Below are 17823 nucleotides of genomic sequence, written 5' to 3'. Positions count from 1 at the left end.
CCCGCTTCCCCTTCCCCCGGAGTTCCCCTATGGCGCTCGACGCGATCCTGCACGCTTTCGTCACCATGAACGGCCTGGCCACCAGCCCCTTCGTGCTCCTGGTCCTCGCCTTCATCGGTGCCTACCTCGGCATTCGCGCCGTAGAGGTCATCCCCTACACCCGCCGCATCATCGAGCGCCGCGAGGCCCAGGCCGCCGCCGAGCGTGACCGGGCGTACTGACCCGCTGAACGGCCGCCTATGACAACGATGTCAGCGGCAGGCTGTGGATAACTCAAGGCAGCTGCCTGCGCTCTGTGGATAACCGGGCGAAGGTGGTGACGATCCGGTCTCGGTGATCCGGAGACCTCCGGGCGGCCGTGGCCCGGTACGGAGAATCGGGGCGGGCATGCAAGGATTGCCGCATGAGCGCAGTGAAACTCGATGGCAAGGCGACCGCCGCGAAGATGAAGGCAGACCTCACGAAGCGGGTGGCCGCGCTCAAGGAACGCGGCATAACGCCGGGCCTGGGCACCGTGCTCGTGGGCGACGACCCCGGCAGCCAGATCTACGTCGCCGGCAAACATCGTGACTGCGCGGAGGTGGGCATCGCCTCCATCCGCGTCGACCTGCCCGCGACCGCCGGCCAGGCCGACGTCGAGGCGGCCATCGACGAGCTCAACGCCTCACCGGCGTGCACCGGCTACATCGTGCAGCTCCCGCTGCCCAGGCAGCTCGACACGATGGCCCTGCTCGAACGCATCGACCCGGCCAAGGACGCCGACGGCCTGCACCCGATCAACCTCGGCCGCCTGGTGCACATGATGGACGCCCCGCTGCCCTGCACCCCGCACGGCATCGTGCTGCTCCTTCAGGAGTACGGCGTGCCGATCAAGGGCGCGGAGGTCGTGGTGGTGGGCCGGGGTATCACGGTGGGCCGCTCGCTGGGCCTGCTGCTGACCCGCCGCAGCGAGAACGCGACCGTGACCCTCTGCCACACCGGCACCCAGGACCTGGCCTCCCACGTGCGCCGCGCCGACATCGTGGTGGCGGCGGCCGGGGTGCCCGAGCTCATCACGCGTGACATGGTCAAGCCCGGCGCGGCCGTGCTCGACGTGGGCGTCTCCCGCGTCAACGGCAAGATCGCCGGAGACGTGGCGCTGGACGTCGAGGAGGTCGCCGGACACCTCACGCCCAACCCGGGCGGCGTCGGCCCGATGACCCGCGCCCTGCTCCTGTCCAACGTCGTGGAAGCCGCCGAACGCCAGGAAAAGTAACCGCCGAACGTCTGCGCACGTAGCCGCCGAACGCCAGGAAAAGTAGCCGCCGGACACCTTCTCAAACCCGAGCCGAAACCCCCGAGCGCCTGCAAAATCAGCCGCCGGGCGTTTTATGTGGGACGCGCCTCCGTCATTTGACGGAGGTCTACTCCCTGCCGCCGTCCCAGGATGGTCCTCGAGGGCTCTGCCAGCGCATATGCGCATCGGGCAGGCCCCGAGGAGGTCTCTATGCAGTTGGACGGACTGGTGGCCGTCGTCACCGGCGGCGCCTCAGGTCTCGGCGCCGCTATCGTGGACGGCCTGGCCGCCGCCGGCGCGCACGTCGTCTACGGTGACCTGCGCGACCGCGAGCACAACCCCGCCAACACGCTCTACCACCCGCTCGACGTCCGGGACCGCGACTCCTGGGACGACCTGGCCGCCAAGGTCCGCGCCACGCACGGCCGCCTGGACATCCTGGTCAACAACGCCGGCGTCAGCACCCGCAAGGACCTGCTGGACACCACGGACGACGACTGGGACCGCATCCTGCGGACCAACCTGTGGGCCCCGTGGACCGGCATCCGCACGTTCATCGCGGACCTGACCGCCAGCCGGAACGCAGCCGTCGTCAACATCGGCTCCATCTACGGCCAGATCCCGCCGCCGCCCCCGCCCGCGGCCCCCTCCTCGGTCGCCTACCAGGTCAGCAAGGCCGGCCTGCACATGCTGACCAGGACCGCCGCGGTGGAACTGGCTCCCAGAGGCATCCGCGTCAACAGCGTCCTGCCGGGCGTGTTCGTCACCCCGCTGCTCCAGACGCTGTCCGACGAGCAACTGCGCCCGCGCGTGGAGCGCGCCCCGATGGGCCGTCCGGGCGACCCGGCCGACGTGGCGGCGGCCGTCTGTTACCTCGCCGCACCCGCGGCGTCGTTCGTGACGGGCGTGCTGCTGCCGGTGGACGGCGGATACACGGCGTCATGAACCAGCCCCCCAAGAGTGAGAGGTCGCGATGAGCGCCACGACAGAGAAGGCCACGGCGGCGGGATCGAAGCTCCGCGCCGTGGTCGCGGGCAGCTTCGGCAACGTCATGGAGAACTACGACAACCTGGTGTACGCCTACACGGCGGCCACGCTGGGCAAACTGTTCTTCCCCGAGTCGGACGGCCTCATCGGCACCCTGTACACCTTCGGCGTGTTCGCCGTCGGCTTCCTGATGCGCCCGCTGGGCGCGATCACGTTCGGCCACGTCGGCGACAAGTTCGGCCGCCGGATCGCGCTGGTCGTCAGCGTGCTCATGATGGGCGCGGCCACGACCCTGATCGGCCTGCTGCCGACGTACGAGAGCATCGGCGTCCTGGCCCCGCTGCTGCTGGTGATCCTGCGCATGGTGCAGGGCTTCTCGGTGGCGGGCGAGTGGGCGGGTTCTGCGGCGTTCCTGGTCGAGTACGCCCCCGCGAGCAGGCGCGGCTTCTTCGGCAGCTTCAACCAGGTCTCGACGGCGGCCGGGTTCCTGCTGGCGTCCGGCGTCGTGGCGCTGAACAACACGATCTTCACCGATCAGCAGGTCATGGAGTGGGCCTGGCGGGTGCCGTTCCTGCTGTCGGCGCTCACCGCCGTGGCGGCGCTCTGGCTGCGGTACGGCCTGGCGGAGACCCCCGCGTTCACCGAGGAGCAGGCCAAGGGCACGACCGCGAAGAGCCCGCTGAGGGAGGGCCTGCGCACCCAGTTCCCCGGCATCGCCCGCGGCTTCGGCTTCACCATGTTGTGGACGGTCGCCTACTTCTTCTTCCTCACCTATCTGCCGACCTGGCTGACCGACGTGGCGGGCGTGGAGGAGGGCGTGGCGCGCGTCTCGAACCTGGTCGGCCTGGTGACGCTGACCGTGTGCATCGCCGCGTTCGGCGCGCTGTCCGACCGGGTCGGCCGCAAGCCGCTGCTGATCACCGCCGCGGTCGGCTTCCTGGTGCTGAGCTGGCCGGTCATGGCGCTCATCCAGAACGGCGGCGTGGCGGGCGTGTACGTGGGGCAGATCGTGATCGGGGTGATCCTGGCGATGTTCTCGGGTCCCGGTCCTGCCGCGCTGTCGGAGCTCTTCCCGACCAAGCTGCGCTATTCGACGATGTCCATCGGATACAACTTCGCGGTCATGGCCTTCGGCGGCACGGCGCCGTTCATCGCCACGGGCCTGGTGCAGCTCACCGGCTCGGGGATGGCGACGGCCCTGCTGCCGATCGTGTCCGCGGCGGTCACGCTCTCCGTGGTGATCGGCATGAGGGAGAGCGCCCATAGGAGTCTGCGGTGAACGGAGGTATGTCATGAATCCGCCGCTGATCGCGGTCGAGGGCACGTACGAGGAGATGGGCGCCGAGCTGGGCCGCCGCACGAGCGAGCTGGTCGCGCGCAGCCTGGAGACCTACCTGCGGCGCTTCCGCGACCAGGCCGGGCTGTCGGACGCGGACGTGCTGCGCTGGGGCGCGACCTACCTCGACGTGGCCCGAGGGTACGACGCGGACATCGCCGCCATGCTGGAGGGGCTCGCGGCCGGCGCGGGCCGGCCCGTCGAGCACATCACCGCGCTGAACGCCCGCACCGAGATGTTGTACGGCACCGGCTACCGCGACGAGGGCTGCACCTCGGTCGCCGTGCTCCCCAAACACACCAGGTCGGGCCACACGCTGCTGGCCCAGAACTGGGACTGGCACCCCGAGCAGGGCCCGGTGACGTTCCTGCTGGCCACCAGGGACACCGAGGGTTTCGCGGTGCTCACGCTGGCCGAGGCCGGCATGCTGGCCAAGTCGGGGCTGAACTCGGCGGGCCTGGGCGTGTGCGCGAACCTGCTGGTCTCCGACCGCGACAAGGGCGGCGCCGGAGTGCCGTACCACTATCTGCTGCGCGGGGTGCTGCAGTCGCGCACGATGAGCAAGGCGCACCGCAGGGTGCTGGACGTGCCGCGGATCTCCTCCGGCAACTTGCTCATCGCCGACGCCGGGGGCGAGGCGATCGACCTGGAGGTGGCGCCGGAGGTGTTCGGCACGCTGCTGCCGCAGGACGGGCTGATCACCCACTCCAACCACTTCCAGTGCCCGCTGCCGCTGGTGGACAGGAAGGCCGCCACCTCGGCGCTGACCCTGCTGCGGCCCACCCGCGCCAGGCACCTGCTGGAGGACGCCGCCGCGGCCGGGACGCTGGAGCCGGCCGACATCGTCAGGACCCTGCGCGACCACTACTCCCACCCCGACGGCATCTGCCGCCACGTGGACCCCGACGTGGGCAAGGACGAGCAAGTCTCGTCCGTCTACTCCGTGGTGATGGACCTGGACGCGCGCGAGTTGTCCATCGCCGCCCATCCGCCCTGCGAGCGCCCGTACGAGCGCTGGCGCCTGGCCGAGCTGTTCACGCCCGGCGCGGAACCGGAGATCTGCTTCCCCATCGAGGAGGATCATGCCTGACCGCTCGACGATCTGCCTGACGTTCGACTTCGACGCGATCTCGCTCTGGCTGGCGCGCGGGATGACCTCGCCGGGGCCGGTCTCGCGGGGCGAGTTCGGGGCGCACGCGGTGCCGCGCATCCTGCGCATGTTGCGCGAGCGGGACATCACCGCGACGTTCTTCGTCCCCGGGCACACCGTGGACACCTATCCCGCCGAGTGCGCCGCCATCGCGGAGGCGGGCCACGAGATCGCGCTGCACGGGTACGTCCACGAGCCGGTCTCCAAGCTGGACCGGGCCGGTGAGACGGCGGCGGCCGTACGGGCCCGCGACTCCATCGTCAGGGTCACCGGCTACGAGCCCCGCGGCAACCGCACGCCGAGCTGGGACTTCACCATCTCGACCGTGGACGTGCTGCTGGAGCTGGGCATCGAGTACGACTCCAGCCTGATGGCCACCGACTACACCCCCTACTACGCCAGGCGCGGCGACGTGGCCGCCCTGGACGGCCCGTACCGGTTCGGCGAGCCCACCTCGCTGGTCGAACTGCCCGTGTCGTGGACGCTGGACGACTACCCGCAGTTCGAGTACCTGCGGCTGGACACCGCCGTCCTGCCGGGGTTGCGCGAGCCCGCCGCCGTGTTCCGCAACTTCCTCGACGACGTGGACTACATGGTGCGCGACGAGCCGGGCGGGGTGTGCGTGCTGACGTTCCATCCGCAGGTCATCGGGCGCGGGCATCGTTTGCTGGGGCTCGAACGGTTCCTCGACGCCTGCCTGGAGCGTCCGCTGGCCTTCCGTACCTGCCTGGACGTCGCCCGCGACTTCCGCGGGCCGGCCGCCTGATGCGCGCGCTGGTCATCGGCGCGGGCGGCGGGATCGGCTCGGCCACGGCGGCGGCGCTGACGGCGGCGGGCCACGAGGTGGTGACGGCGGATTCGCCTTGTTCCACGGGAAACATGGACCTCAGGACGGACCTCGCCGAGCCGGGCGCGGCGCGGGCGATGGTGCTGCGGGCGTGGGAGTCGTACGGGCCGCTGGACGCGCTGCTGCACGTGGCCGGGCTGTTCCCGGCGCGGCGCGCGCTGGAGAGCACGGAAGAGCTGTTCGACACGGTGATGGCGGTCAACACGCGCTCGGCGCTGATGGCCGCGACGGCGCTGGCCGAGTTGTGCGTACGGCACGCCCGCCCGGCCTCCGTCGTGTTCACCAGCACGGGAGGAGCGCTCCGCCCCCGCCCCGGCACCGTCGTCTACGCGGCATCGAAGGCGGCACTGGAGGCCGTGACCAGGGGATTGGCGCTGGAGCTCGGCCCGCTGGGGGTGCGCGTCAACGCGGTCGCGCCGGGCTTCGTGGACGTCGGGTCCACGCTGAACCCCATACCCGGCGAGTACGTCGAAGCCGTCCGGGCGGCCAGTCCTGCCGGTCGGCCGGGCACGCCGGACGACATCGTGCCCAGCCTGCTCTGGTTGTGCTCGCCGGAGTCGGCCTGGGTCAACGGGCACGTCCTGGCGGCGGACGGCGGCGCGGGCCTCGGCTCACCCGGCATGCCCTCCTGGCTGGACTCGTAGCGGCCGGAACCGGTGGTGGGACAGCTCGACGGGCGCGATGACCCGGCTTCTGCCGTCCTGCACCTGGTAAACGAGGTGGGCGTGCGCGAGGGAGGCGTCGGAGGTGTCGTCGGGGTAGGCCAGGGCCCGCTGGCCGCGCCCGCCGAAGTAGTACGGCCCCGCCGCTCCCCGGTGCACGCTCTCGCGCAACGACCGCACCACCGCGCCGAAGTCCCACGGCCGGCCCACGGTGGCCCAGGCCCCGGCCAGCATGTGGATCATGTCGTAGTGGATGGCCGCGCTGCCGCTGCCCGGCTCGTCCCCGTACGCGCGCCGGTAGCGCTCGATGAACCTGGCGCTCAGCGGATCCCCGTACGTGCCGATCACGGTGGACCACAGCAGCCCTTCCGCCAGCCCCTCCATCCGCTCCCCGAAGCGGGGGATGGTGGGCGTCCACACCGTGTAGACCTGCGAGCGCAGGCCGCTGCCGCGCAACTCGCGCAGGAAGGCGCGCAGTTCGTCCTCGATGTAGGTGCACACCAGCACGGCGGCGGGGTCCTCGGCCCGCAGCGCCGCTACGACGGCGGGCCAGGCGACGCCCGTGTCGGGTACCGGCACCATGGCCGCGAGCCGCCAGCCGTGGGCCGCGGCCAGTGCGTCCAGCCCTTGGGCCTGCTCCGCGCCGAACCCGTCCTCGCGCACCACCGCCACCACCCGCCGGTTGCCCGGCCGCCACTGCCCGGACTGCGTCAGCAGATCCAAAGTCCTGATAAATCCGGACAAGTAGGCGGTCTCTGTCGCGCACACCTGGAACGTCTGCCCCAGGACGCCGGGATTGTCGTGGACGAGCTCCGCGATGGAGGGAGCGACCATGGAGTGCAGGAGCGGCGCCCGGTACTCGGCGGCCCTGGTGATCGCCCCGAGGTGGTAACGCGGGCTGACGTTGCCCAGCGTGATGGCGTCCACGTCGTGCGAGCGCAGGTAGTCCACCGCCCGCAGCAGGTCGTCGTCGGTGTCGCCGGAGATCTCGATGGCCAGGTGGTCGACGCGCCGCCCGGCCACGCCGCCCCTGGCGTTCAGCTCGTCCACGGCGATGGCCGCCCCGCGCCGCATGGCCTGGGCGTCGAACCTGCGCGACCCTTCGAGCGGGTAGATCGCCCCCAGCCGGATGGGCCGCCGCCGCGCCTCACCCCGCGAAAAGCCCTTCCACACGGCCCGCCGCCTGCCCGCCTGTCCGTCGGGCTCGGCGAGCGGCTGCCCGCCGGACGCGGCGAGTGGCTCTCCGCCGGGCTCGGCGAACGGCGCCAGCAGCGCCTGCTCGGCCACGGCCAGCGCCGCCGCCGCGGCCCGGGTCGGCGCCTCCAGCTTGGCCAGCACGTTCTCGACGTGCGTGGCCACGGTTCGGGTCCCGCAGCCCACCCGGGCGGCCGTCTCCGGATTCGTCATGCCGACCGCCACGCACGTCAGCACCTCGTGCTCGCGCTGGGTCAGCCCCCAGGGCGCCGCGCACCGCTGCGCCTCCAGCCCGGTCACCGGCCCGCGCTCGGTGTCGTGACTCTCGATGGTCACCCGGTAGAGGTCGCGGTCGGCGCCCCGCCAGTAGTAACGCAGGGTCGTCCCACCGGCGGCCCGCTTGGCGTGGCCGACGAGCGCGCGGTTGCTCGCGAAGAACTCGCCGGCGCCGGTGAGCACGCGCCGACCGGCCTCCACCGTGAGCCTGGCACGAAACGCGGGCTCGGCTTCCAGACGTTTCCCCATTTTGTGACGATACCGGGCACACAGCGGACAGTGCCACTGTGCGGAAACTGTGCGGAAGCGGTCAGGCGCGGGCGGTGTTCAGTGAGGCCAGGTCCGCCTCTGTGCGGAAACGGTCAGGCGCGGGCGGTGTTCAGCGAGGCCAGGTCCGCCTCGATCTTGCCGGCCGTGGCCAGCAGCGGCGGCAGCAGGTCGCGCCTGACGGCCTGCAGGCTCGTACGGGTCGCGTGCGTCGAGACGTTCACCGCCGCCACCGTCCGCCCCGTGCGGTCCCTGATCGGCGCGGCGATCGACCGCAACCCCTCCTCCAACTCCTGGTCCACCATCGCCCACCCGCGCCCGCGCACCTCCGCGAGCTCCGCCCGCAGCGCCGCGGGCAACACGATCGTGCGCGAGGTGAGCCGCCGCAGCGCGGCCCGCTCCAGGTACGTCTCCAGAGCCTCGCCCGGCAGCGCGGCCAGCAGCACCCGCCCCATTGAGGTGCAGTAGGCAGGGAACCGGGTGCCGATGCTGATCGAGACCCGCATGATCCTGGCCGTGGCCACCCGCGCCACGTACACCACGTCCTCGCCGTCGAGCACCGCCACCGAGGCCGACTCGCGCACCTCGGCGGCCAGCCGTTCCAGGTGCGGATCGGCCACCTCCGGCAGGGAGAGGCCGGACAGGTAGGCGTAACCCAGCTCCAGCACCCGGGGCGTGAGCGAGAACAGCCGGCCGTCGCTGCGCACGTAGCCGAGGTCGGCGAGCGTGAGCAGGAACCGCCTGGCCGCCGCCCTGCTGAGCCCGGTCGCGCGGGCCACCTGGCTGAGCGTCAGCTCGGGCTCCGCGGCGCTGAACGCCCGGATCACCGCGAGCCCCCGGGCGAGCGACTGCACATGATCGACCATGGTGATCCCCTTGACAGATGCCGACAAAAGCGTAGCTTCCGCGATACGGGGTTGTTCGGTCAGAGAATACCTGTGCGCATAGCGAACAGAAAGAGGCCAGCCGTGCGTCGCGCTCCCCTGATCCTCGCCGCCTGTCTCGTGACCGCCTGCGGCGGCACGCAGAGCGCGGCGCCCAGCCAGGGCTCGGACATGTCCAAGGTCAACGCCGGAGTGATCGCCATCGTCGACACCGCTCCGATCCATCTCGGCAAGGCCAAGGGCTTCTTCACCGAGCAGAAGATCGATCTCACCATCACCCCCGTCGCGGGCGGCGCGGCGGCCATCTCCGGCGCGGTGAGCGGGCAGTTCCAGTTCGCCTTCGCCAACACCACCTCGCTGCTGACCGCCAAACAGCAGGGGCTGGACGTGAAGGTGGTCGCCAACGGCGTCTCCTCCACCGGCGAGCAGGGCAAGGACTTCAGCGCGGTGCTGGTCAAGCCGGACAGCCCGATCAAGTCGGCCAAGGACCTGGCGGGCAAGAAGATCTCGGTCAACCAGCTCAAGAACATCGGCGACACGACCGTACGGGCCTCCGTACGCAACGGCGGCGGCGACCCGACCGGCATCGAGTTCGTCGAACTGCCCTTCCCCGACGCCCCCGCCGCCCTGCAGGGCGGCCAGGTGGACGCCATCTGGGTGGTCGAGCCGTTCGTCAGCCAGGCCATCAGCCAGGGCGCCCGCCCCGTGGCCTGGAACTTCGCCGACGCCGCCCCCGACCTGACCGTGGCCATGTACTTCACCACCGGCAAGGCCGACGCCGACCTGACCGGGCGGTTCACGGCGGCGATGCGCAAGTCGCTGGAGTACGCCGACACGCATCCCGACGAGGTGCGCGAGGTGCTGAAGACGTACACCAAGATCGCGCCTGAGGTGATCGCCAAGATCTACCTGCCGAAATGGCCGGTCGAGGTGAACAAGGCGTCCGTGCAGACCGTCGCCGACCTGGCGCTGTCCGACGGGATACTCAAGCAGAAGATCGACGTGTCGGCGCTGGTGCCGTGACCCGGGGCGACGGCACTCTCGCCCGACTGGGGTACGGCGCCGCCGGGCTCGGCGGCCTGCTGCTCCTGACCGAGGCCGTGCCCCGGCTCGGCCTGGTGGACGAGCGTTTCCTGCCGCCCGCCTCCGAGATCCTCACCACGCTGGCCGGGCAACTGCGCACCCCGGAGTTGTGGATCGCGCTGGCCGAGACCATGCGCGGCTGGGCGCTCGGCCTGGCGCTGGCGTTCTGCGCGGCGGTCGTGACCGGCGTGATCATCGGCATCGTGCCGGGGCTGCGCACGCTGACGAACTCGACCGTCGAGTTCCTGCGTCCCATCCCGTCGGTCGCGCTGGTGCCGCTGGCCACGCTGCTGTTCGGGCCGTCGCTCGGCTCCACGCTGATGCTGGTGGTCTACGCGTCGTTCTGGCAGGTGCTCATCCAGGTCCTGTACGGCGTGGCGGCCGTGGACTCGGTGGCCTTCGACACCGCCAGGTCCTACGGCTTGTCGGCCTGGTCGCGGGTCAGGCATCTGGTGTGGCCGACCGCGCTGCCGTACGTCATGACCGGGCTGCGGCTGGCGGCGGCGGTGGCGTTCATCCTGGCGGTGACGGCCGAACTGGTCATCGGCAGTCCCGGGCTGGGCGCCGAGATCCAGGTGGCGCAGAGCAGCGGCGCGGTGCCGTCGGTGTACGCGCTGATCGTGCTGGCGGGGCTGGTCGGCATCGCGGTGAACGCGGCCGTGCGGCTGCTCGAACGCCGCGTCCTGGCCTGGCACCCGGCCGTGCGCTCGGAGGTGGCCACATGAGGGCCGTCAGGCTGCTGGCCCTGCCCGCCCTGCTCGTCCTGCTCTGGTGGGTGGTCAGCGGCAGCGTCTTCTACCTGCCCGGACCGGCCGCCGTCGGGCGGGCCTTCGCCGAGACCTGGTTCTCCGCGCGGTTGGTGGACGACGTGCTGCCCAGCGTCGGCCGCCTGCTGGCGGGCTACGCCCTGGCCGGGGTGCTGGGCGTGGGCCTGGGCGTGCCGATCGGGCTGTCGCGGCGGTTGCGCGCCACGCTGGAGCCGGTCCTGGAGTTCTTCAGGGCGATCCCGCCGCCCGTGCTGGTGCCGCTGATCATGTTGCTGGCCGGCATCGACACCCCGATGAAGGTGCTGGTCATCGTCTCGGGCTGCGTCTGGCCGATCCTGCTCAACACCGTCGAGGGCGTACGCGCGCTGGACGAGGTCCTCGCCGACACCTGCCGCATGTACGGCGTGCGCGGCGCGTCCAGGATGCGGCGGTTCGTGCTGCGCGGCGCGAGCCCGCAGATCATGACCGGGCTGCGGCAGGCGTTGTCCATCGGGATCATCCTCATGGTCATCAGCGAGATGTTCGCCAGCTCCAGCGGCCTGGGCTTCACGATCGTGCTGTTCCAGCGGCAGTTCCAGATCGCCGAGATGTGGAGCGGCATCCTCCTGCTCGGCCTGCTGGGCCTGGGCCTGTCGCTGCTCTTCCGCCGCCTGGAACGGCGGGTGTTGTCCTGGTACTACGGCAGTGGAGCCGCCCGTGCTTGAGATCTCCGCGTTGCACAAGGTCTATGTGAGCCCGGGACGCCGGGTCGAGGCGATCGGCTCGATCACGTTCGAGGTCGGCGCGGGCGAGCTGGTCTGCGTCGTCGGCCCGTCCGGGTGCGGCAAGACCACGCTGCTGCGCTGCGTGGCGGGGCTGCTGCCGGCCACCGGGGGCGAGGTGCGGGTGGCCGGCGTGCCGGTGACCGGGCCGCCGCCGCGCATGGCCGTGGTCTTCCAGGAGTACGGCCGCAGCCTGTTCCCGTGGATGACCGTGCGCCAGAACGTCGAGCTGCCGCTGAAGGAGAAGCGGGTCCCGGCCGAGCGGCGGCGCGCGCTGGTGGGCGAGTCCCTGCACGCGGTCGGGCTCAGCGATGCCGCGGACGCGCATCCGTGGCAGTTGTCCGGCGGCATGCAGCAGCGGGTGGCGATCGCCAGGGCGGTCGCGTACGAGCCGCAGGTGTTGCTGATGGACGAGCCGTTCGCCGCCGTGGACGCCCAGACCAGGGCGGACCTGGAGGACCTGATCCTGCGGTTGTGGCGGGACCTGGGCGTGACCACGCTGTTCGTCACCCACGACATCGACGAGGCCGTCTACCTCGGACAGCGCGTCGTCGTGTTGTCCTCCTCGCCCACCACGGTCATGGAGGACCTGAAGATCGACCTGCCGCCCGACCGCGACCAGCTCACGACGCGCTCGCTGCCCCGCTTCGGCGAGCTGCGCGGCCACGTCTACCGCCAGATCCAGCGCGCGAGGGGAGCACGGTGAGCACCGTCAAGCACCGCCAGATCCGGCGCACGAGGGGGACACGGTGAGCACCGTCAAGGACGCCGTTTTCGGCGTGCTGCGCCGTTACGGGCTGACCACGATCTTCGGCAACCCGGGCTCCACCGAGGTGTCGCTGCTCACCGGCCTGCCGGACGACCTGCGCTTCGTGCTGGCCCTGCACGAGGGCTCCGTGGTCGGCATGGCCACCGGGTGGGCGATCGGGCGCGAGGCCCCGGCGCTGGCCGTCCTGCACACCACCGCCGGGCTGGGCAACGCCGTCGGCGCCCTGGCCACCGCCAGGGAGAACCGGGTGCCGCTGGTCGTCCTCGTGGGCCAGCAGGACCGGCGGCACCTGGCACTGGAGCCGTTCCTGGCCGGGCGGCTGGACGGGCTGGCGGGGGACTATCCGGTGCGGGTGGACCAGCCGGTACGTGCGCAGGACGTGCCGGGCGCGGTGGCCAGGGCCTTTCACGAGGCGGGCACGCACCGGGGGCCCGCGCTGGTCGTGGTGCCGATGGACGACTGGGACGCGCCCTGGGAAGAGGAGACGCTCGCCGCGCCCACCCGGCTCGTGCGGCCCTCCACCGTGACCGACGACGACCTGGCGCCGCTGGTCGAGCTGCTGGGGCGGGCGCGCAGGCCGGCGATCGTGGCGGGCGCGGGCGTGGGCGACGGGTGGGACGCGCTCGTGGCGCTGGCCGAGCGGCTGGCGTGCCCGGTGTTCCAGGAGTCGTTCGGCGCGCGTGCCGGATTCCCGCAGGACCATCCGCAGTACGGCGGGGTGCTGCCCGCCGACCGGGCGAGGCTGCGGGATCGGCTGCGGGACGCCGACGTGGTGCTGGTGGTGGGTGCGCCGGTCTTCCGGCAGTACCCGTACGCGCCGGGCCCGCTGGTGCCGCCCGGCACCGTCGTCGCGCTGGTCACCGACGACCCTTCGCAGGCACACCGCAGCCCGGCCGACCTGGCCTACCTCGCCTCCCCGCAAGCCGTCTGCACCCGCCTGACCGCCCTCCTCCCCACCCGGGCAAACGACGGCGTGTGGAGTCGCGTGACGGGCTACGAGCCCTACGCGGGTGGGCCGCTGCGGCCCGTGGATGTGCTGGGTGAGCTGGCCCGCAGGCTTCCGCGCGACGCCGCCCTCATCGAGGAGACCCCCTCCTCCCGCCCCGACCTGCACCGGCTCGTACCCGCCAGAACCTCGCTGGGCTTCATCTCGGCGGCCATGGGCGGGCTCGGGTTCGCCGTCCCCGCCGCCGTGGGCCTGCGGATGGCGCTGCCCGGCCGTCCCGTCGTCGCCGTGGTGGGCGACGGATCGGCGCTGTACGGCCTGCACGCCCTGTGGAGCGCCACCCACTACCGGGTGGGCGCGCTGTTCGTGGTGCTCGCCAACGGCCGGTACGCGGTCATGGACCGGCTGGCCGACCGGCACGGCGGCGGAAAGGCGCCCTGGCCGCCGTTCACGGAGGTGGACATGGGCGCCCTGGCCAGGTCGCTCGGCTGCCCCGCCGTGCGGATCGAGTCCCATGACGCCCTGACGACGACGCTCGACGAGGTCATGCCCCTGCTCGCCACCCGCGAGGGCCCCCTGCTGCTCGACGTGACGGTGAGCGTGGATTCGGAGTTCCAGCCCTGAGGAGGCTTCATCATGACGTTCCTTGACCCCAAGATCTGGACCGGATCGATCTTCGACGGCGGCTGGACGGCCTCGCGAGCCGGCGACGCCCCCGTCGTCGAACCCGCGACGGGCGCCGAACTGGGCCGCGCGGGCGTCGCGGGCCCCGAGGACGTGGCGGCGGCCGCCGTACGGGCCCGGCAGGAGCAGCGGGCCTGGGCCGCGACCCCGTACGAGGAGCGGGCCGCCCTGCTGCGGCGGGCCGGCCGGCTGTTCGAGGAGCACGCCCAGGAGATCCAGGACTGGATCGTGCGTGAGTCGGGCGGCGTGCCGGGCAAGGCGGGCTTCGAGACGCACGTGGCGGCGCAGGAGTGTTACGAGGCGGCGGCGCTGGCCTCGCAGCCGCTCGGCGAGGTGCTGCCCACCGCGCGCAAGAGGCTCAGCTTCGCGCGGCGGCTGCCGGTCGGCGTCGTGGGCGTGATCGCGCCGTTCAACTTCCCCCTCATTCTCGGCATCAGGTCCGTCGCCCCGGCCCTGGCGCTGGGCAACGCCGTGGTGTTCAAGCCGGACCAGCGCACCGCCGTCTGCGGCGGGTACGCCATCGCGCGTGTCTTCGAGGAGGCGGGCCTGCCCGGCGGCCTGCTGCACGTGTTGCCCGGCGGCCCGGAGGCTGGTCAGGCCCTGGTCGCCGATCCCAACATCCCGGTCATCTCCTTCACCGGCTCCACGGCGGCGGGCCGCAGGGTCGGCGAGGCGGCGGCTCGTTCGCTCAAGCGGGTGCACCTGGAGCTGGGCGGCAACTCGGCGCTCGTGGTCTTCGACGACGCCGACCTCGACGCGGCGGCGTCGGCGGGCGCGTGGGCGTCGTTCTTCCACCAGGGGCAGATCTGCATGACCACGGGCCGGCACCTGGTGCACGAGGCCGTGGCGGAGGAGTACGTCGAGCGCCTGGCCGCCAAGGCCACGGGACTGCCGGTCGGCGACCCGGCCACCGGGCAGGTCGCGCTCGGCCCGCTCATCGACGCCGGGCAGCGCGACCGGGTGCACCGGCTGGTCACCGGCAGCGTGTCGGCGGGGGCGCGGCTGGCGGCCGGCGGGACGTACGAGGAGCTGTTCTACCGGCCGACGGTGCTGGCGCAGGTGCCGGTGGGCGCGCCGGCGTACGCGGAGGAGGTGTTCGGGCCCGTCGCGCCCGTGACGACGTTCGGCACGCTGGAGGAGGCGGCGGCGCTGGCCGCCGACTCGGAGTACGGCCTGTCGCTGGGCATCCTGACCAGGGACGTGATGAAGGGCCTCGCCCTGGCGGACCTGGTGCCGACGGGCATCGTGCACATCAACGACCAGACGGTGGACGACGAGGCCGTGGCCCCGTTCGGCGGCATGGGAGCCTCGGGGACCGGCACGCGCTTCGGCGGCACCGGCGCCAACGTGGACGCCTTCACCGAGACCCAGTGGGTCACGATGCAGGGCGACATCGCCGCCTACCCGTTCTAGCCGGCTCCTGTTGCGGCGGCGGCCGGTGGCCTCGTGGGTGGTCACCGGTTGCGGCGGCGGCCCGGGCCGCGCGGGTGGTCACCGGTTGCGGTAACGGTCGGTGGCCTCCCTCGTCGCGCGGATGGCGGCGTCCGCCGAGTCGTAGCGGCGCTGCGCCAGCCCCACGAAGATGCAGTCCACGATCAGCAACTGGCTGATCCGGCTGGCCAGCGCCCCAGGCCGGAACGCCGTCTCGCGGCCCGCCGAGACCAGCGTGTGGTGCGCCAGCCCGGCCAGCGACGAGCGCGGGTTGTTGGTGATCGCCACGATCAGCGCCCCCGCCTCGGCCGCCGTACGGGCGGGCACCAGCACGTCGGGCGTCTCCCCGCTGCAGCTGATCGCCACCACCACGTCGCCTTCGCCCAGCAGCGCAGCGCTGGTCAGCGCCATGTGGGCGTCGCTGAACGGATGGCAGGACAGCCCGATCCGCAGCAGTTTCTGCGACATGTCGGCCGCCACCAGCCCGGAGGCCGCCACCCCGTACACGTCCACCCGCCGCGCATCCGAGATCGCCGCCACGACCGCGCCGAGCCGGTCGGGGTCGAGTTGCGCGCCGGTGTCGGACAGCGCCTCGGTCTGGGCCCGCGCCACCTTGGCGATCACGTCGGTCAGCGGGTCGTCGGGCGCGATGTCGCCGGGCACCAGCCGCTCGGGCTCCTTGGCCACGGCCGCGGCCAGCGCGAAGCGCAGTTGCGAGTAGCCGGAGAAGCCGAGCGCCCGCGACGTGCGGACGATCGTCGCCTCGCTCGTCCCCGACACCGCGCTGAACTCGGTGATCGTGCTGCGCACCACCAGCCCGGGGTCGTCCAGGATCAGGCGGGCGATGGACTGCGCCGCCGGGGTCAGGGAGGGCAGCACGGCGCGTACGGCCGCGACCGGGTTCGCGGGCTCCGCGCTCATGCCACCAGCCATTCCGCCGCCGCCTGCGCCGACACCCTGGAGATGCCGTGCGTGGCGACGTGCGTCGCGCCCTCGGGCGCCGCGGGGATGCCGGTGTCCACCACGATCACGTCGGGCCGCACCGCGATGGCCTTGGCCACGGTGTCGCGTACCCAGGCGTGCCTGGCGGCGTCGTGCACCACGAGCACGACCGGCCGGTCCCCGAACTCCGGCAGCTCGCCCTCCTGCTCCATCCGCACCCTGGCCGTGTTCGGCAGCAGGGCGGTCAGCGCGGCGGCCAGACCGGTCGGCACCGAGGGGTCCACGGCCTGGTTGAGCCGGGTGTTGACCTCGACGACCAGCGGGCCGCGGTCCAGCGCGGCGGTGCCGGTGGTGGTCAGCGCGGCGCGGGCGGCCCGCAGGCCCGCGCTCTCGTCCACGTCGTGGCGGACCTGCTCGCGAAGGACGGATTGGGCGGCGTACCAGGTGGACAGCGCGTGCACCCGCGCCGCCGCCTCGGCCAGCCGCTCCTCGGGCAGCCTGCCCTCGCGCACGGCGGCCACGACCGTCTCGATGATCTCGCGCAGGCCGTCCTCATCGGTCAGCCCGAGGCAGATGGCGTCCACGCCCGCGGCGAGCGCGCGTACCGCGATCTCTCCGGGGGTGAACATGGCGGCCACGGCCCGCATCTCGATCGCGTCGGTGACCAGCATCCCGTCGAAACCGAGCTCGCCCCTCAGGAGTTCGGTCATGACGGTACGGCTGAGCGTCGCGGGCATCGACGGATCGAGAGCGGGCACGAGCAGGTGGCCGGACATGATCGAACGCACCCCTGCGTCGATCGCGGCGCGGAACGGCGGCAGGTCGCGCTCGGCGAGCAGCTCACGCGAGGCGTGCACGGTCGGCAGCGACAGGTGGGAGTCGGTGACGGTGTCCCCGTGGCCGGGGAAGTGTTTGGCGCAGGCGGCCACGCCCGCCCCCTGCACCCCTGAGACGTAGGCGGTGGTGTGGCGGGACACCAGGTCGGGAGCAGGGCCGAAGGAGCGCACGCCGATCACCGGGTTGGCCGGGTTGGCGTTCACGTCGGCGGAGGGCGCGTAGTCGAGCGTGATGTCCGCCTCCGCGAGCATCCTGCCGATCTGGCGGCCCACCTGCTCGGTGAGTTCCACGTCGTCCACCACGCCGAGGGCCCGGTTGCCGGGGAAGGAGCTGCCGGCCATCACCTCCAGCCGGGTCACCACCCCGCCCTCCTCGTCGACGGCGACGACCGTACCGGGGCTCTCGGCGCGGATCTCCGCCACCAGCCGCCCGCCGGGGGCGTTGCGGGCGAACAGCACCACGCCGCCGAGACCCTCGCCCAGCGCCCGGCGCAACCAGTCGGGGGCGGAGGTCCCCTCGAACCCCGGATGCAGCACCGTCATCGCCAGTCTGCACAGGTCACGGCTCATCGGCATTTTCCTTCACAGTTGTTGATCTGAAAGTAATTTTCTGTCATCGTCGGCCTCGACACAACCACTTCCGGGAGGCCACCCCCCATGCCCGACAGAAGGACTCTCCTGAAGGGTCTCGCCCTCGCAGCCGCCGCCTCCGCCGTCCCGCTACC

17 protein-coding genes are annotated in these 17823 nt (G+C 72.2%); 13 read left to right on the top strand and 4 right to left on the bottom strand.

The window, feature by feature from the left end:
- Positions 1 to 29 precede the first annotated feature (29 nt).
- From AB0I81_RS28605 to AB0I81_RS28575, 7 genes are all read left to right on the top strand, one after another.
- The gene (locus tag AB0I81_RS28605) at positions 30 to 221 is read left to right on the top strand and encodes a hypothetical protein (RefSeq protein WP_360662648.1); all 192 of its coding nucleotides are present in this window, start codon (positions 30 to 32) and stop codon (positions 219 to 221) included.
- 182 nt (positions 222 to 403) lie between these two features.
- Entirely contained in the window at positions 404 to 1255 is an 852-nt protein-coding gene (locus AB0I81_RS28600) for a bifunctional methylenetetrahydrofolate dehydrogenase/methenyltetrahydrofolate cyclohydrolase (RefSeq protein WP_360662646.1), read from the top strand.
- Between the two features lie 231 nt (positions 1256 to 1486).
- Positions 1487 to 2221, top strand: coding sequence for an SDR family oxidoreductase (locus tag AB0I81_RS28595; protein WP_360662643.1), 735 nt, complete (start codon positions 1487 to 1489; stop codon positions 2219 to 2221).
- Between the two features lie 28 nt (positions 2222 to 2249).
- The gene (locus AB0I81_RS28590; protein WP_360662640.1) at positions 2250 to 3542 is read left to right on the top strand and encodes an MFS transporter; all 1293 of its coding nucleotides are present in this window, start codon (positions 2250 to 2252) and stop codon (positions 3540 to 3542) included.
- A gap of 13 nt (positions 3543 to 3555) precedes the next feature.
- On the top strand, positions 3556 to 4689 hold the full coding sequence (locus AB0I81_RS28585) for a C45 family peptidase (protein ID WP_360662637.1): 1134 nt from the start codon (positions 3556 to 3558) through the stop codon (positions 4687 to 4689).
- Positions 4682 to 5515, top strand: coding sequence for a polysaccharide deacetylase (locus AB0I81_RS28580; RefSeq protein ID WP_360662634.1), 834 nt, complete (start codon positions 4682 to 4684; stop codon positions 5513 to 5515). Before AB0I81_RS28585 ends, AB0I81_RS28580 begins: the two co-directional genes overlap by 8 nt.
- On the top strand, positions 5515 to 6240 hold the full coding sequence (locus tag AB0I81_RS28575; protein ID WP_360662631.1) for an SDR family oxidoreductase: 726 nt from the start codon (positions 5515 to 5517) through the stop codon (positions 6238 to 6240). Before AB0I81_RS28580 ends, AB0I81_RS28575 begins: the two co-directional genes overlap by 1 nt.
- Here the strand turns inward: AB0I81_RS28575 and AB0I81_RS28570 are convergent.
- Positions 6208 to 7977 (bottom strand): ABC transporter substrate-binding protein, encoded by a 1770-nt coding sequence (locus tag AB0I81_RS28570; RefSeq protein WP_360662629.1) that lies wholly within the window; start codon positions 7975 to 7977, stop codon positions 6208 to 6210. The two genes, AB0I81_RS28575 and AB0I81_RS28570, sit on opposite strands and share 33 nt — an antisense overlap.
- 113 nt (positions 7978 to 8090) lie before the next feature.
- Entirely contained in the window at positions 8091 to 8861 is a 771-nt protein-coding gene (locus AB0I81_RS28565; protein ID WP_360662626.1) for an IclR family transcriptional regulator C-terminal domain-containing protein, read from the bottom strand.
- Positions 8862 to 8963: 102 nt separating this feature from the next.
- On the opposite strand from AB0I81_RS28565, the gene AB0I81_RS28560 reads away from it, so the two are divergent.
- The 6 genes from AB0I81_RS28560 to AB0I81_RS28535 are packed head-to-tail and all read left to right on the top strand — an operon-like array spanning position 8964 to position 15302.
- Entirely contained in the window at positions 8964 to 9902 is a 939-nt protein-coding gene (locus tag AB0I81_RS28560; RefSeq protein WP_360662623.1) for an ABC transporter substrate-binding protein, read from the top strand.
- Entirely contained in the window at positions 9899 to 10687 is a 789-nt protein-coding gene (locus AB0I81_RS28555) for an ABC transporter permease (protein WP_360662620.1), read from the top strand. The genes AB0I81_RS28560 and AB0I81_RS28555 overlap by 4 nt, the downstream gene beginning before the upstream one ends.
- Entirely contained in the window at positions 10684 to 11433 is a 750-nt protein-coding gene (locus AB0I81_RS28550; RefSeq protein ID WP_360662617.1) for an ABC transporter permease, read from the top strand. The genes AB0I81_RS28555 and AB0I81_RS28550 overlap by 4 nt, the downstream gene beginning before the upstream one ends.
- A complete protein-coding gene (locus AB0I81_RS28545; protein ID WP_360662614.1) occupies positions 11426 to 12196 on the top strand; it encodes an ABC transporter ATP-binding protein in 771 nt (256 codons plus the stop codon). Before AB0I81_RS28550 ends, AB0I81_RS28545 begins: the two co-directional genes overlap by 8 nt.
- 43 nt (positions 12197 to 12239) lie before the next feature.
- Positions 12240 to 13829: a thiamine pyrophosphate-dependent enzyme gene (locus tag AB0I81_RS28540; RefSeq protein ID WP_360662611.1), complete on the top strand. Its 1590-nt coding sequence runs from the start codon at positions 12240 to 12242 to the stop codon at positions 13827 to 13829.
- Positions 13830 to 13841: 12 nt separating this feature from the next.
- Positions 13842 to 15302, top strand: coding sequence for a benzaldehyde dehydrogenase (locus AB0I81_RS28535; protein WP_360662608.1), 1461 nt, complete (start codon positions 13842 to 13844; stop codon positions 15300 to 15302).
- Between the two features lie 78 nt (positions 15303 to 15380).
- Here AB0I81_RS28535 and AB0I81_RS28530 read toward each other — a convergent pair whose 3' ends face one another.
- Positions 15381 to 16241, bottom strand: coding sequence for a MurR/RpiR family transcriptional regulator (locus AB0I81_RS28530; protein ID WP_360662605.1), 861 nt, complete (start codon positions 16239 to 16241; stop codon positions 15381 to 15383).
- Complete coding sequence (locus tag AB0I81_RS28525) at positions 16238 to 17668, bottom strand: glycoside hydrolase family 3 N-terminal domain-containing protein (protein ID WP_360662602.1); 1431 nt, start codon at positions 17666 to 17668, stop codon at positions 16238 to 16240. The genes AB0I81_RS28530 and AB0I81_RS28525 overlap by 4 nt, the downstream gene beginning before the upstream one ends.
- Between the last annotated feature and the right edge of the window lie 155 nt (positions 17669 to 17823).

The organism is Nonomuraea sp. NPDC050404 (genome assembly GCF_040655495.1).
Taxonomy (GTDB): Bacteria; Actinomycetota; Actinomycetes; order Streptosporangiales; family Streptosporangiaceae; genus Nonomuraea.
Note: the sequence above shows the minus strand (reverse complement) of the source record. Positions and strands in the feature narration are given on the sequence as shown.